This window comes from Paenibacillus radicis (ex Gao et al. 2016) (assembly GCF_014641555.1).
Classification (GTDB): domain Bacteria; phylum Bacillota; class Bacilli; order Paenibacillales; family Paenibacillaceae; genus Pristimantibacillus; species Pristimantibacillus radicis.
This window is the reverse complement of record NZ_BMHY01000002.1, coordinates 523,699-537,198: the sequence shown is the minus strand read 5'-3', so window position 1 is coordinate 537,198 and position 13,500 is coordinate 523,699. Positions and strand designations below refer to the sequence as shown.

Below are 13,500 nucleotides of genomic sequence, written 5' to 3'. Positions count from 1 at the left end.
ATTCATAACTAGGAGGTCCATAATGAGCGCACAAGGACAAGCATATGAACAAAACTTCAATGGTGAAAAAGCGGTTTGGCTGGAGTGGAACAGCTACCAGGCGGCCGTACTTCCTGAAGTAGGAGCCAATCTTATCGCATTCCGCGACACGGACAAAAACTATCGTTTTCTGCATGAGCCGGCAGCCGATGAAATGGAAGGCTTCAAAGCGAATCCCGGCATCCACGGCATTCCGCTGCTGTTCCCTCCCAACCGCTACGATGGCGGACGCTTTGAATGGAACGGACGGACGTACCAATTCCCGGTTAATGAGCCCCGGACAGGAAACTCCCTGCACGGTTTTGCACATACGGCTGTATGGAGCGTTGAGGACTTCGGCGTAACGAAAACGGAAAGCTTTGTCGTACTGAAGCTGTCTGTCGACGAAAGCCACTCGATTTTCCAATACCTGCCTCATCAGTTCTCCATCAAGCTGCGTTACTCGCTTAACGGCGATGGACTGCTGCAGCATGTGTCGGTACATAATGAAGGCCAAGAAGCGATGCCTAACATGATTGGCTTCCATACAGCGATCAATGCGCCATTCGCGCCAAACAGCACTGCTGACGATTGCAAAATTACGATAACAGTCGGCGAGCGCTGGGAGCTCAGCGACCGTATGCTGCCGACGGGCAAGTTCCAGCCGTTGACTGCTGAAGAGGAAGCGCTCAAAACGACTGGCGTTCACCCGTTCTGGGCGCCTATGGACAATCACTACACGGCGCAGTCCCGTAACGGCAGCAACCGGATGGAGCTGACTGACAGCCTCGAGAACGTCAAGCTCGTCTACGATGTGGGTACTGGTTACAAGCAATGGATGGTGTGGAATCAGCATCCGTCAGGCAAATTCTTTTGCCCGGAGCCGCAGTTGAACCTCGTCAACGCGCCAAACGTTGATCTTCCGGCGGAGCAAACCGGCTTGGTCTCGCTTGAGCCAGGCGGTATTTGGGAGCAGTCGGGACGACTGTATGTCGTTCAGTTGTAATTTAGTGTGCAGAAAGGCTGCCGAGAGAAAATCTCGGCAGCCTTTTTTTCATTAAGTGATCATACTGTGAGTCTGTGACACGCATCATACGCCGGGGTCGCTGCGCGTTTCGGTTCATGCTGCCGTTCTTGCCGTTCTTGATTCCATTCTCCCATCGTCTACACGATGAACAATGGATAGAACCTGCGAAATGTCATCCTGAACTCGTATCGCTATGCTTACCCTGATGGCATGCAGCTCACGCCGGGGTCGCTGCGCGCATAAAGCAGACTAAGGACTATTCGGCACTCAAAATGTAAAACTGCAGTTTGTAAGCACGTTTTTCTACGATTTATCGCTTCAAAATGCAAAAGTGCAGGCTGATTGGTCTAAAAAGCCCCAAAAGGTCGAAATTCTAGCATTCCAAATGCACTTTTACATTTTGATAGCTATTTCCGGATCATTTTGGGCTCTTCAACCTGCACTTTTACATTTTGTTTCTCGTTCAGCGTAGGAAGATTAGTTTGTGAATGGAGCGATTAACTCCCTATAAAGAGATTATTTCATAGTGTTCAATCTTTTCCATTCATCTGGTACATGGAGCCATAATGCCGGCGTATCACAATCTCTAAAACGTTCGCTTTTTGAATATTTTATTAGACCGTTCAGAATGGTCTCATTTATTGCTTTGACTCTATCAAGCGATACTTCCTGTTCCAGTAGTTCATAGCTGGATTGAGAAATTTCAATAACATCGATGTCATTCCCCAATTCGCTATACCATCCTTCATTGTACTGACTTTGTGGTCCTCCCATACCATGAGGGCAACCTTTCTTTTCGTTATAGCAATGACACCACCAAGTCACTCTATTAATAGCGATACCGATACTTGTAAGTTCAAGTATGAATCCCTCTACAAATTGAAAATCCGTAATAATATCAATGTAACCGTCTCCGACTGGTTCAGCTCGATATTTTTCAAGAGCATTTTCAACTTTACACTGAATGACTTCACTATTAGAACTTAGATACTCCATATAGTCCAAAATAGTTCACAACCCTTAAATCGCCGGTATCACGTTGCCGCCATTGACCGGGATATAAGCACCCGTTATGAAGCTCGACAGATCCGATGCGAGAAACGCAACCGTGTTGGCGATTTCTTGATCGCTTCCCCGGCGCTTCAGCGGCACGCTGCTTTCATATTGCTCATTGCGTTCGGACTGAGCTTCCCGGTCGCGGTCGCTGATGGTCCACCCAGGTGCCACCTGATTAACGGTAATTTGGTGGGCACCAACTTCTTTCGCAAGAACGCGGTAAATACCGTCCATTCCCCGTTTGCCTGCCGTATAGGCGGATTGGTTGGGGAAGTTTTGCATGGCGCACTCGGTGTTAATGCCGATAAAACGGCCGCCTTTCCCTTGCTCGATCATCGCCGGCACGAAGGCCTTCGCCAAATATACGCTTTGCATGACGCAGGATTCGAACTGGCTTTCATAATCGGAAGCCGACTGCTCCAGAATGCTTGTCCATTGGTACTGGATGACAGCGTTTGCAACAACGATATTAACTGTCCCCAATTGCTCGGCAGCCTCCGTCTTGATCCGCTCGATATCGTCTTGCTTCGTGACATTCCCCTGAACCGCAATGGCCCGGCGGCCTAGCGCCTCAACTTCCCGCTTCAACTCCAAAGCCTTGCTTTCATTGCTCAAATAATGAATGACGATATCCGCTCCGCATTCGGCCAGCGTACGTACCATCACACGGCCCAAATCTCCGGTCGCTCCAGTTACGAGCGCAATGGAGCCCGATAAATTCAAGTTCAACATCCGATAATCCCCCTTTATGCATCATTCGCTGCGATTTCGTTACCCCCTTATTTTCCATCATTGGACGGAAGAAGTCTATCCATCATATTTTTCTCAGCATTTGTGGATGAATTTCGGAAAATAGGAAAAACTTCCGTTAAGCAAAAGTCATAAATAGCCAGCGAATGAGGAGGCAACGAGATCTATGGCTGACAACAACAATAACAATATCAACAAGGGCTCCAAGGAACAGCCGCAGGACACGTCACGGCGTAATTTCATGAAATATACCGGTACCGCGCTGGGCGGTGCGGTTGTAGGCGGCCTGATCGGCGGCGTCATCGGCAATTCGATGAAAGGCAAGGAGAAGCCGGAATCGGGCGTCAAACCGGGCACTCCGGAGAAGACCACGAAAAACTTTAACGAAGCGCTAATGTTTTTGACGCAGGATCAATTTCAAATAACAGAAGCAGCCGTTGAACGCATCTTTCCTGAGGACGATATCGGACCGGGTGCAAAAGCGCTTGGCGTCGCTTTTTTCGTCGACCATCAGCTCGCAGGGGCTTACGGCATCAACGCCCGCGACTACATGCAGGGTCCTTTCTATCAAGCGGATGCAGAACAAGGCTACCAGCTTGGCTTCAAACGGCATGAGCTGTTTACGATGGGGCTGGCATCCATGCAAGAGTACAGCGCAAAAACCTATCAGAAAAAATTTACAGAGCTAAGCGGTGAAGAGCAAGATGCGGTATTAACTGCTTTCGAGAAAAGCGATGCTTCACTCAAGGGCATTCCTGCAGGAACCTTCTTCAGCCTATTGCGCCAATTGACGATCGAAGGGGTATACGCCGATCCTCTCTACAGCGGTAACCGCAACATGGACGGTTGGAAAATGCGCAGCTATCCGGGCAACCAAATGAGCTACTATGATGTGATCGACAAAGACGAATTCCAGAAGATCGATCCGCTAAGCCTGCATGATCATCTGAATATAGGTTAAGGAGAGAGCAAAGATGGCTACAAAATTGCCCAAGGTGCCGATCGTTATCGTCGGTTTAGGCTGGATGGGCGGCGTCATTGCCGCCGAGCTGACGAAGGCCGGTCATAAGGTTGTCGCGCTCGAACGCGGCAAATCCAGAAAAACAGAAGATTACTTCCACGTTCATGACGAGCTGCGCTATTCGCAGCGTTATGATCTGATGCAGGATTTGTCTAAGGAAACCGTGACCTTCCGTTCCAATGAGAAAGTCCGCTCCTTGCCCATGCGCACATACGGCTCCTTCCTTCTAGGCGACGGCATAGGCGGGGCAGGCGTCCACTGGAACGGCCAGTATCACCGTTTTCTCCCGTACGACTTCGAGATCTACTCGAAAACCGTGGAACGCTACGGCAAGAAAAAAATCCCGGAAGGCATGATTATCCAGGACTGGGGCATTACTTACGACGAACTGGACCCTTATTTCACCAAGTTTGAAGCGATGGCTGGCATTTCTGGCGAGCAGGAGACTGTCGAGTTTATCGGTAAAATGTCCAAGCCGTTCCCGACGCCGCCGATGAAAAAAACGCCGGCCATGAAGCTGTTCGAAGACGCGACCAAATCGCTGGGATACAAGCCTTATGTCATTGCATCGGCAAATTTATCGGAGAACTATACGAACCCGGACGGTATCTCCCGCGGTGCTTGCCAATATTGCGCCTTCTGCGAGCGTTTCGGCTGCGAATACGGCTCTAAAGCGGATCCGGTTGTAACCGTGCTTCCCGTTGCTGAAAAAACCGGCAAGCTGGAGGTTCGCACTCACGCCAATGTGACCCGGGTTCTCCACAAGGACGGAAAAGCGACGGGTGTGGTGTATGTGAATACACCAACCGGTGAGGAATTCGAGCAGCCGGCTGACCTTGTCATTTTGGCAAGCTATGTATTCTCGAACGTGCGCTTACTGTTAATGTCCAAGCTGGGCAAGCCTTATGATCCGAAGTCGGGAACCGGCGTCGTTGGACGCAATTACGCCTATCAAATCGTCGGCGGCTCGTCCACCGCGTTCTTCGAAGAAAAAGAATTCAATACGTTCATGGGGGCCGGAGCACTCGGAAACTCCATTGACGAATTCAACGGTGACAATTTTGACCATAGCTCACTCGATTTTCTCCATGGCGGCAATATTCGGCTAACCCAGACGGGCAACCGGCCAATTGCGACCAACCCAACGCCAAAGGGAACGCCATCTTGGGGCAAGGATTTTAAACAAAAGTCGATCAGATATGCGAATCGAACGCTAAGCGTCGGCATTCAAGGCGCCAACATGCCGTTCCGGCACCATTATCTTGATCTCGATCCGGTCTATAAAGATATTTACGGCGACCCGCTTATTCGTTTGACATACGATTTCGAGGATCAGGATAAGAAGCTCGTCTCCTACATTGCAGAGAAGACGAAGGCAATTGCCGAGGCGATGAAGCCAAGCTTCGTCGAGACGGGCAACCAAATATCGAAGTACAGCATTGTACCGTATCAGTCAACCCACAACACGGGCGGTGTCGTTATGGGTAAAGACCCTTCTACTTCAACAGTCAATAACTACCTGCAAATGTGGGATGCGGACAACGTATTTGTCGTTGGGGCTTCGGCGTTCGCTCACAACAGCGGCTACAATCCGACTGCTACCATTGGCGCACTCGCGTACCGTGCGGTAGAAGGCATCCTTAAATATTTGGAGAAAGGGGGACCACTGGCTTAGATGGATATGCAGCAGGATGTCGTCCTTCATCTGACCGAGCTTCGCAAACGGCTAATTTATGTAGCCGGATGGTTTCTGGGCGCACTGGGCCTCGGCATCTATCTGTCGCCGCACCTGCTGCGCTTCATCCAATCGAACCTTGGTTCCTTAAATGTGCAGTGGAGCGTATTCGCGTTGTCCGACGGATTGCTCGTCTACATGAAATGCGCGATGCTGTTCGGCTTTGCGGCTACCCTTCCGTTTCTGCTCTATCATGTGTGGGCATTTGCCCGCCCCGGCTTAACTGAGCGTGAAGCGAAAGGCGCTTTATGGTTCGTTCCCGCCTCGGCCGTCTTGTTCGCCCTTGGCGTCTTGTTCGGCTATACTGTGGCGCTGCCGATGATGATCCGCTTCATGGTCAAGCTGAATCATACGATCGGCGCGAATGAAGTATACGGGCTGCAGCATTTCGTTTCTTTTCTGCTTAGTTTCCTGTTCCCGATGGGTATCGCCTTCGAAATGCCGCTCGTCATGCTGTTCCTGACGCTAATCGGCGTACTGACGCCAGGCCGCGTCAGGTTTGTACGAAAGTACGCCTACGTCGCGCTAGCTGTCCTCGGTGCCTGCATTTCGCCGCCGGATTTCGTCTCGCATCTATCCGTGACGGTTCCGCTGCTCATCTTGTTTGAAGTGAGCGTATTCGTCTCTTGGCGCTATTCCCTCGGTAAGAAAAGGAAGCTGGCAGCCCTGAACAATAGCAATACCAATCCAACTCCAAATCCGACCTGATGACCGAAATAGATGGATTGGACTAACAATTCTCACATACAAAGGAGTGCTACACGATGTTCAACAATATTGGCATTTCCGGGTTGATCATTATTTTCGCCATTGCTTTAATCGTCTTCGGGCCGGCCAAGCTGCCTCAGCTCGGCCGCGCGTTCGGCGATACGCTGCGTGAATTCCGCAACTCGACAAAAGGCATTGCCGACGACCCTGCTCCTCAACCAGCCCCGATTCAAGTACAGCAGGATGATCATTTGCTGAAATAGAAGATTGCTCGAAAAAGAACCCCCTTCCGTTTGTTCAAGGAAGGGGGTTCTGCTCTGGTTCACGAATAGCGAAATTCTCTTCGTTGTTCTTTGATCATACGCTGAAGTTAGCCCGATTAACGAATTTGGCTTCGCTATATTGCGAAACAGGTTCGCTGGAGCAATATTAATTGCTCAACTATTTTTTAGAACGAAGTTGCTTCGCTATTTTACGAAGCTCGGTTCGTTGCTGGAGCATTCATCTGCTCAGCTTCTTCTACAACGAAGCTGCTTCGCTATTTTACGAAGCTCGGTTCGTTGCTGGAGCATTCATCTGCTCAGCTTCTTCTAGAACGAAGCTGCTTCGCTATTTTGCGAAGCCCGATTCGCTGCGGGAGCATTCATCCGTCCAGCTTTTTGCTCGAGCGAAGCTAGCTTCGTTACTCATGAACCTAGGTTCGCGAATAGCGAAATTCTCTTCGTTGTTCTTTAATCATATGCTGAAGTTAGCCCGATTAGCGAATTTGGCTTCGCTATATCGCGAAATAGGCTCGCTGGAGGCGAGCAAATACGTCTCTCCCCCCTAGAGAAAGGAATGGTTACTTTTTTGGTGTGTGCTAACCCATCAGTCGACTGGCCTCCCAGCTTCTGAGCTTGGAATGAAATAGGCGGTGGTTACTTTCTCTTCTGCGCTAATGCATCAGTAGATGTATTTATTCCACGTCTTCTATGGTTGGAATAAAGCGCGGGTTGAATCGTGTATGCGTTAATGCACCAGCTAACTGATGTTCCACTTGTTCTGCCTAAGAGTTGTTTACTTTCTGCTGTTTATGCTAATGCAGCATCATCTCTAGCAGATTGCTCAATCCAGCAGCCTGCCGATGCCAAGCTGTTCAGCCTCAGCGACGTAGTACGCGGCAACTGCGACATCGAAGATGGCCATTCCCATCGGGGCAAACAAAACCGGCCGCTCACCAGCAACGGTCAGAACAGCGTCTGGCTGAGCCAATGCCTCGGCAAGCGCAACCGTATCGCCTGCTTGCAGGCCCTGCTCAAGATGAAGCCGCTCAATATCGGTGTCGGCACGGCATACTTCCAGCCAGTCGTCGACGATCACAGCTCCCGCTCCGGCAAGCGCCTTCGATACATAATCGCGAAGCGATACATGCATTAGTATGCTACTGGTCTTTGACGGAGCCTCATCGATATAACGCTCCGGTGAAGCAGTGCAAGTGAGAATTAAGTCCGACTCCCGGTAAGCTTCCTGCCAAGAGGACACCCTCTCCACTTGTATCGTGCTAAGCGAGTCGTCTTCCCATAATTTCAGGTCAACATCTCTGCGATCGTAGAGACGAAGCCGGGTAATTTCACGATCGCTAAATAGCGCATTCAGCATTTGCGCATGGGTGAGGCCAATCGGCCCCATTCCGATAATAGCTGCTTCCATAGGCCTGCTGCCAGCAAGGCGGGAGCGTGAGCTAAGAAGTGCTGAGAGCACCGCACCGCTTACCGCTGCCGTTCGGATCGCACTAATAAGACCGCCCCGAATGAGGGCGGTCGGCTCCCCTGTATCGGGATCGTTCAGCACCGTTACGCTATGTGCGCGGGGCATTCCAGCCGCAATATTGCCGGGATAGCTCGCAATCCATTTCAGTCCAGCAGCACGCTGCGGCTTTCCTACATAAGCGGGCATTGCAATTATCCGGTTGCTTGCATCGCCGAATTTCAAATAAGGCTTCAATGGCTGCGCATACTCGCCCTTCGCATAAGCATCCGCCGCTTCCTTAATGACGGCGGTAAGCTTTTTCCAATCGATGCCGATTCGCCTAATATCCGCCTCGTTTAAATATCGCATGAGCGCACCCGCTTTCTAGACCGGACCTGCTCCACAAATTCGAGACCGTATATATTTTCCACCCATCCGTCATCATAAACCGTATCCAAGTACCGCTCCCCCCGATCCGGCAAAATAACGGCGCACACAGCGCCCGATTCGATCCGTTCCCGATATCGCTCTACAGCCGAGATGACTCCGCCAGAGGATGCGCCCCCCAGAATCGATTCCCTGCGCACAAGGGCGCGGCAGGCTTCGATGCATTCCGTCTCGCTAACCGTAACGACCGCGTGTACGCCCTCTTCCGGGCAAAGCTCCGGCCGCCTTCCGGCACCCAGTCCCGGCAGCAGCCGGGCTGCGCCAGTTCCGTTTCGGTCAAAAATAAGACTGCCCTCGGCATCAACCGCTATCACTTTCGTCGAAAGCCCTTGTATGCGGATATAGTCTAGACAGCCTTTAAGCGTGCCGCAGGTGCTTACACCGCAAAATAAATAATCCAGCTCCGGCAAATCCGCCGCAAGCTCCGCCATCGTCGTCTGCTGATGGGCCAGCGCATTATTCGGGTTAGCATATTGATTAGGCCAATAAGCGCCAGGCAGCAGCCTCAGCCAGCGGCGAACACGATTCAACCTCGCGGGAACAAATTCGCCCGTAGCGGCATCGGGTTTCGTAACCATATCAATTCTCGCACCATAGGCTTGCAAAATGCGTAAATTCGTCTCTGTCGTTCTCGGATCGACAACGCAGATGAACCGGCAGCCGATCAAATTGCATATTTGCGCCAAACCAATCGCCAAATTGCCCGAACTGGATTCCACAACGGTAGAACCTGGCCCAATGAGCCCCCGCTCCAAGGCGGCCATCAGCATTTCCTTCGCTGGGCGGTCTTTCATGCTGCCTCCGGGATTAAGCATTTCCAATTTGGCGTATACGCTGAACGGTGCGTGGGCGAATAGTTTTTTCAATTGTACGGCAGGAGTTGAGCCAATCGCTGACAAAATATTTTTATGAAGGCTCATTGCGATCCGCTTCTATCTATACGATTGCCTTTGCCTTTATCACTCTCGTCGGAGAGGTAAAGCTTCTTCCGCTTGACGGGAACAGGTGCTGGAGTTGTTACCAGTATACGCTGTTCTGCCGCAGGGACTCCGCCCCAGCCTGCCTCAGAACCTGCCGGAATGAATTCCACCTTCATCTCCTCCAGCAAGCCGCCGCGAATCATCGCCCCGATTTCCGGAATCGCTCCTTGCAGCTCGGCACGGACGGCTGCAGCTGTCTCTTCATCCACTTCGTCCACAGTAGCAATCTGGACCTGCAGACGATTTCCGCTAACCTGTACCCGGACTTCAGCTTGCCCGATATGCTTAAATACGGCATTCTCCACATCATAGACGCTAATCTTCTCGCCATGCTTCAATTCCGGCCCGATCCGCTTGACGATGGCTTCGAAGGTTATAAGCGTCTCACCGTTTTCGCTAACCTCTGTACGTAAATCCCTCACGACGTCGTAAGTCACATAGCGAAGAGCCGGAAACCGGCGCCGTTGAAAAGAGGTAAGCGCCAGCACTTGCTCTCCTTCGGGCAGCCCAATATCCGGCAAGCCGATTTCACCCGGGCTAACCCCTTCCGCTAACAGTCCTTCCAGCAATACATAACGATCCATCGCGGCATCATAATAAGCGATCGTCCCAATTTCGATACTGCCGTACGTATCGATAATATCTGAAGCTGCTATGCCTAGCCGCTCGGCAACCCGCCTTCTCCACTCAGGAGGAGCTGGTTCACCGACGAGGATTATTTTTTTAAGCCCCCATGCAAATTGGACAGGAGCAGCACGAAAAAGACCATCCAGCAGCGATGGCATCGTATACAGCACATCCGGCTGAAACTGCTGGATGCGGACCAAATGTACCGCCGCGGGCAAACCAAACGGAACCGATTCGCATTCATAGCCCAGCTGTTCAAAAATATGCTTCGCCGTTGCTTCGGCATGTCCCGTTCCCATATCGCTAAGTACGCGTTCTATACCGTCGGTGCCGGCCAGAAGCTTGCCGAACAACGCGACCTTTTGCATCACATAGAACGTCTCGTCGATTGCGTCATAATAAATGGCCTTGCGCCTTCCCCCGCTTGTGCCCGATGTCCGGTATACATTCCACTCCGGATCGTTGGCCCCGTCCCCTCTATTATAATAATCATTCAAGCGCTCAGCCGTCAGAAGCGGAACATCTTCCCATTCCGCCGGCTCGGAAGCTTGCGCCAGCTTGGCATACCACGGGTACATCCGCCGCACTTCCTCCCATTTTGCGCGAACCGCCCCATCTTCAATTGATATGCGCATGTCCATTCCCCCATAAAACCGTCGTCGTTCATCTTATGCCGATTTTGCAGCAAGGGTCCCCCATATCCTGTCCGCATAAGTCCATTCGCAGCTTAATGGGCAAGCATATGCTATTAAAACATCCAGCTCTATTAGACCAATGGGAGGGAAACTCAGCGCAATGACCGGCAAATTGACGAAAAAGCAATACCGGGCAGCATCCAGCAAATGGCGTAAAACGATCCTTCTCCAAAGAAAAAAAACGCTGCGCCGCTTCATCCCGCCGACCCGGCTATACAGCAGCCATGCATTGGTGTCCATGCTAACGTTTTACCATCTCGTCTATGTAAAACCGGTACGCGGCTCACATGGTGACGGAATCATGCGCATTGAAAGAACCGGTTCCCGCTATTCGCTTCACCACGGCAGCGTAATTACGCGCAGCCTGCCGCTGAACAAACTGCTGCAAATCGTCCGCAAAAAGACGGGCAGAAGACCCTATCTGATGCAGCGCGGCATAGCGATGTTGAAGCATCGCGGACGTATTTTCGACTTGCGTGTCGTTGTACAGCTTGATCGCAGCAAGAGTTGGCGCATGACCGGCATGCTTGCTAGAGTAGCAAAGCATGGCAGAGCCGTAACGAACGGCGCGCAGGGCGCATCGATTCATCCTGTCGATTCCGTGCTTGCCGCACATGCCGGGAGCGCCTCACAGACCCGCACGAGAGCAACGCTGCAACAGCTTTGTTTGTCGGCTGCCTTGGAGCTGCGGCGAAACTTTCCTTACTTGACCGAACTCGGCTTTGATATTGCGCTCGACAGCAAGCTCCATCCTTGGGTTCTGGAAGTTAATGTACGACCTGAGTCCATTCCCTTCACCCGCTTGCCCGATAAAACGATGTATCGGCGCATTTTGCAATACCGGCGCTTTAACCGCTGAGCAAGCGGCATTTTCCCAAATTGAAGCTTAACGCAAATAAGACCCTCGTAAGGGTCTTATTTGCATTGGACAGCCATCTGATCTGCTATTTTCTAGCTTATAAAGAAAGCCTCCACTTCCTATCTCTAGCTACATGGCAACAATCGTGCGTCCGCGCACCTTGCCTTGCAAAATATTTTGCAGCACTTCGGGCAGCTGCTCCAGACGAATCTCGTTAACTAGACTTCCGCCCAAATGCTTTGGCTTCAAGTCGGTTGCAAGCCTGTTCCACACAAGGCGGCGGAGCTCCATCGGACATTCGACCGAATCGATACCCAGCCAGTTCACGCCCCGTAAAATAAACGGATAGACGGTAGTCGCCACTTCATGACCGCCAGTCAAACCGCTAGTCGCAACTGAACCGCCATACATCATCGTACTCAGAATATATTGAAGCGTTTGTCCGCCAACAGGGTCAACAGCTCCCGCCCACAGCCCCTTGCGCAATGGCTTATGTCCTATGTCTGCCAGCTCTTCACGGCCGATGATATTCGCGGCGCCAAGCTCCCGCAAATACGCATGCTCCTCCGCCTTGCCGGTACTTGCGGTCACTTCATAACCTCTCCCCGCAAGCAAATCGACTGCAACACTGCCGACGCCGCCGGTCGCTCCAGCAACGAGGACCGGACCCTTGCCGGGATGCAGCCCGTTATCCTCAAGCCGTTGTACAGACAGCGCTGCCGTAAAACCCGCCGTTCCAAGTATCATCGCCTCTTTCAGCGAGAGCCCTTCGGGGAGCGGAACGACCCAATCTGCCGGCACCCGTGCCAGCTCGCTAAAGCCGCCATGCTGCGATACGCCCAGCCCATAGCTTGTGACGATAACAGCATCACCTTCGCGGAAGCGAGGATCGCTCGACTGCTCCACCGTCCCGGCCAAATCAATGCCTGGAATATGCGGATAGCTTTTGACCATTTGATTGGAAATGGCTATCATGCCATCCTTATAATTCACGCTGGAGTAGGCTACCCGGACAACAACCTCTCCCTCCGGCAGAGCCTCCTTCTCAAGCTGCTTCAACGAAAAAGACGTTTGCCCGTCCTCCTGACGTTCCAATACATAAGCGCGAAAAGCTCCCATTTTCCGCATCCTCCTTCTATAAATCATCTGTATCTGCGTGCTGCTTAGCTTCTTTTTCCCATCATCTGATCCAGATGATACAACAACACACGGTTGATCTCCGCTGCAGTCAGCCGCTCTGGACGTGTAACTCCATGTACGACCAACCCGTCAACTAGCGCATGAAGCCGTTTCGCTTCCAGCTCAACGTCCAAATCGCCTGCGGCTAATCCTTGTACAACCATACCGCTGACAATGGACAGAAATCCGTTATATAGTTGGTCATGTACCTGAAGACTGAAAGCGCGGATAGAGGGATCTCCGACAGCCCTGCCCATAAAAGCGAGCCATACCTCCGACTCCGCAAGCCGTTCCTCATCCAGCGGCACAAGCTGAGCAACGATCAGCTCAATATTTTGACGGGGATCCCCGGTTAACTTTAGTTCCTTCATTCTTCGCATCACGCGCTCGGACACCAACTGCATGGAAAACGCAAGCAGCTCGGACTGTGTGACAAAATAATGCCGCAGCGAACCGAGAGACATTCCCGCTTCCTCCGCAACACTGCGCACCGACACTCCTTCCATCCCTTCCCGGCGAATCACTCGCCAAGCCGCTTCCGCCAGTTGTTCCCGGCGCCTATCATGATCGACTATTTTTGGCATATCTCTAGTGTATCAGAGTTGTTTTTCATCATACAACCATGCTAAAATAACATTAACTTTATTTTAATACAATTGTATTTTATAAA

Annotated in this window: 13 protein-coding genes; 6 read left to right on the top strand and 7 right to left on the bottom strand. The window is 51.6% G+C overall.

Annotated elements, in window-relative coordinates; translation table 11 throughout:
* Positions 1-22: 22 nt before the first annotated feature.
* A complete protein-coding gene (locus IEX98_RS07865) occupies positions 23-1,024 on the top strand; it encodes an aldose 1-epimerase (RefSeq protein ID WP_188888364.1) in 1,002 nt (333 codons plus the stop codon).
* A gap of 537 nt (positions 1,025-1,561) precedes the next feature.
* On the opposite strand, the gene IEX98_RS07860 is transcribed toward IEX98_RS07865, so the two are convergent.
* Positions 1,562-2,050 (bottom strand): hypothetical protein, encoded by a 489-nt coding sequence (locus IEX98_RS07860; protein WP_188888363.1) that lies wholly within the window; start codon positions 2,048-2,050, stop codon positions 1,562-1,564.
* 15 nt (positions 2,051-2,065) lie between these two features.
* Complete coding sequence (locus tag IEX98_RS07855) at positions 2,066-2,830, bottom strand: SDR family NAD(P)-dependent oxidoreductase (RefSeq protein ID WP_188888551.1); 765 nt, start codon at positions 2,828-2,830, stop codon at positions 2,066-2,068.
* 187 nt (positions 2,831-3,017) lie between these two features.
* Between IEX98_RS07855 and IEX98_RS07850 the strand changes: the two genes are divergently transcribed.
* Genes IEX98_RS07850 through IEX98_RS07835 form a run of 4 tightly spaced genes read left to right on the top strand, consistent with a single transcriptional unit; the run spans position 3,018 to position 6,578 of the window.
* Positions 3,018-3,812 (top strand): gluconate 2-dehydrogenase subunit 3 family protein, encoded by a 795-nt coding sequence (locus tag IEX98_RS07850; protein WP_188888362.1) that lies wholly within the window; start codon positions 3,018-3,020, stop codon positions 3,810-3,812.
* A 13-nt stretch (positions 3,813-3,825) separates the two neighbouring features.
* The gene (locus IEX98_RS07845; protein WP_188888361.1) at positions 3,826-5,547 is read left to right on the top strand and encodes a GMC family oxidoreductase; all 1,722 of its coding nucleotides are present in this window, start codon (positions 3,826-3,828) and stop codon (positions 5,545-5,547) included.
* A complete protein-coding gene (gene tatC, locus IEX98_RS07840) occupies positions 5,548-6,315 on the top strand; it encodes a twin-arginine translocase subunit TatC (RefSeq protein ID WP_188888360.1) in 768 nt (255 codons plus the stop codon). It abuts the gene before it with no gap.
* Between the two features lie 56 nt (positions 6,316-6,371).
* On the top strand, positions 6,372-6,578 hold the full coding sequence (locus tag IEX98_RS07835) for a twin-arginine translocase TatA/TatE family subunit (RefSeq protein WP_042165979.1): 207 nt from the start codon (positions 6,372-6,374) through the stop codon (positions 6,576-6,578).
* Positions 6,579-7,419: 841 nt separating this feature from the next.
* Here IEX98_RS07835 and IEX98_RS07830 read toward each other — a convergent pair.
* From IEX98_RS07830 to IEX98_RS07820, 3 genes are read right to left on the bottom strand one after another with little or no spacing between them, the layout of a single operon-like run.
* Positions 7,420-8,412, bottom strand: coding sequence for a 2,3-diaminopropionate biosynthesis protein SbnB (locus IEX98_RS07830; RefSeq protein WP_188888359.1), 993 nt, complete (start codon positions 8,410-8,412; stop codon positions 7,420-7,422).
* On the bottom strand, positions 8,400-9,410 hold the full coding sequence (sbnA, locus tag IEX98_RS07825; RefSeq protein WP_188888358.1) for a 2,3-diaminopropionate biosynthesis protein SbnA: 1,011 nt from the start codon (positions 9,408-9,410) through the stop codon (positions 8,400-8,402). Before sbnA ends, IEX98_RS07830 begins: the two co-directional genes overlap by 13 nt.
* The gene (locus IEX98_RS07820) at positions 9,407-10,732 is read right to left on the bottom strand and encodes a CoF synthetase (protein WP_188888357.1); all 1,326 of its coding nucleotides are present in this window, start codon (positions 10,730-10,732) and stop codon (positions 9,407-9,409) included. The genes sbnA and IEX98_RS07820 overlap by 4 nt, the downstream gene beginning before the upstream one ends.
* A gap of 160 nt (positions 10,733-10,892) precedes the next feature.
* Here IEX98_RS07820 and IEX98_RS07815 point away from each other — a divergent pair, with 160 nt between their 5' ends.
* A complete protein-coding gene (locus IEX98_RS07815) occupies positions 10,893-11,651 on the top strand; it encodes a YheC/YheD family protein (protein WP_188888356.1) in 759 nt (252 codons plus the stop codon).
* A 129-nt stretch (positions 11,652-11,780) separates the two neighbouring features.
* Here IEX98_RS07815 and IEX98_RS07810 read toward each other — a convergent pair whose 3' ends face one another.
* Both IEX98_RS07810 and IEX98_RS07805 read right to left on the bottom strand, forming a co-directional pair.
* Positions 11,781-12,770, bottom strand: a complete 990-nt coding sequence (locus tag IEX98_RS07810; RefSeq protein ID WP_188888355.1) for an acrylyl-CoA reductase family protein — start codon at positions 12,768-12,770, stop codon at positions 11,781-11,783.
* A gap of 44 nt (positions 12,771-12,814) precedes the next feature.
* Complete coding sequence (locus IEX98_RS07805) at positions 12,815-13,414, bottom strand: TetR/AcrR family transcriptional regulator (protein ID WP_188888354.1); 600 nt, start codon at positions 13,412-13,414, stop codon at positions 12,815-12,817.
* Positions 13,415-13,500: the final 86 nt, after the last annotated feature.

What these genes read in the sequence shown, in the direction of transcription:
- IEX98_RS07865 (WP_188888364.1), top strand. Translation starts at nt 23, where the DNA reads ATGAGCGCACAAGGACAAGCATATGAACAAAACTTCAATGGTGAAAAA.
- tatC (WP_188888360.1), top strand. Translation starts at nt 5,548, where the DNA reads ATGGATATGCAGCAGGATGTCGTCCTTCATCTGACCGAGCTTCGCAAA.
- IEX98_RS07820 (WP_188888357.1), bottom strand. Translation starts at nt 10,732, where the DNA reads ATGCGCATATCAATTGAAGATGGGGCGGTTCGCGCAAAATGGGAGGAA.
- sbnA (WP_188888358.1), bottom strand. Translation starts at nt 9,410, where the DNA reads ATGAGCCTTCATAAAAATATTTTGTCAGCGATTGGCTCAACTCCTGCC.
- IEX98_RS07850 (WP_188888362.1), top strand. Translation starts at nt 3,018, where the DNA reads ATGGCTGACAACAACAATAACAATATCAACAAGGGCTCCAAGGAACAG.
- IEX98_RS07830 (WP_188888359.1), bottom strand. Translation starts at nt 8,412, where the DNA reads ATGCGATATTTAAACGAGGCGGATATTAGGCGAATCGGCATCGATTGG.
- IEX98_RS07805 (WP_188888354.1), bottom strand. Translation starts at nt 13,414, where the DNA reads ATGCCAAAAATAGTCGATCATGATAGGCGCCGGGAACAACTGGCGGAA.
- IEX98_RS07835 (WP_042165979.1), top strand. Translation starts at nt 6,372, where the DNA reads ATGTTCAACAATATTGGCATTTCCGGGTTGATCATTATTTTCGCCATT.
- IEX98_RS07815 (WP_188888356.1), top strand. Translation starts at nt 10,893, where the DNA reads ATGACCGGCAAATTGACGAAAAAGCAATACCGGGCAGCATCCAGCAAA.
- IEX98_RS07845 (WP_188888361.1), top strand. Translation starts at nt 3,826, where the DNA reads ATGGCTACAAAATTGCCCAAGGTGCCGATCGTTATCGTCGGTTTAGGC.
- IEX98_RS07810 (WP_188888355.1), bottom strand. Translation starts at nt 12,770, where the DNA reads ATGGGAGCTTTTCGCGCTTATGTATTGGAACGTCAGGAGGACGGGCAA.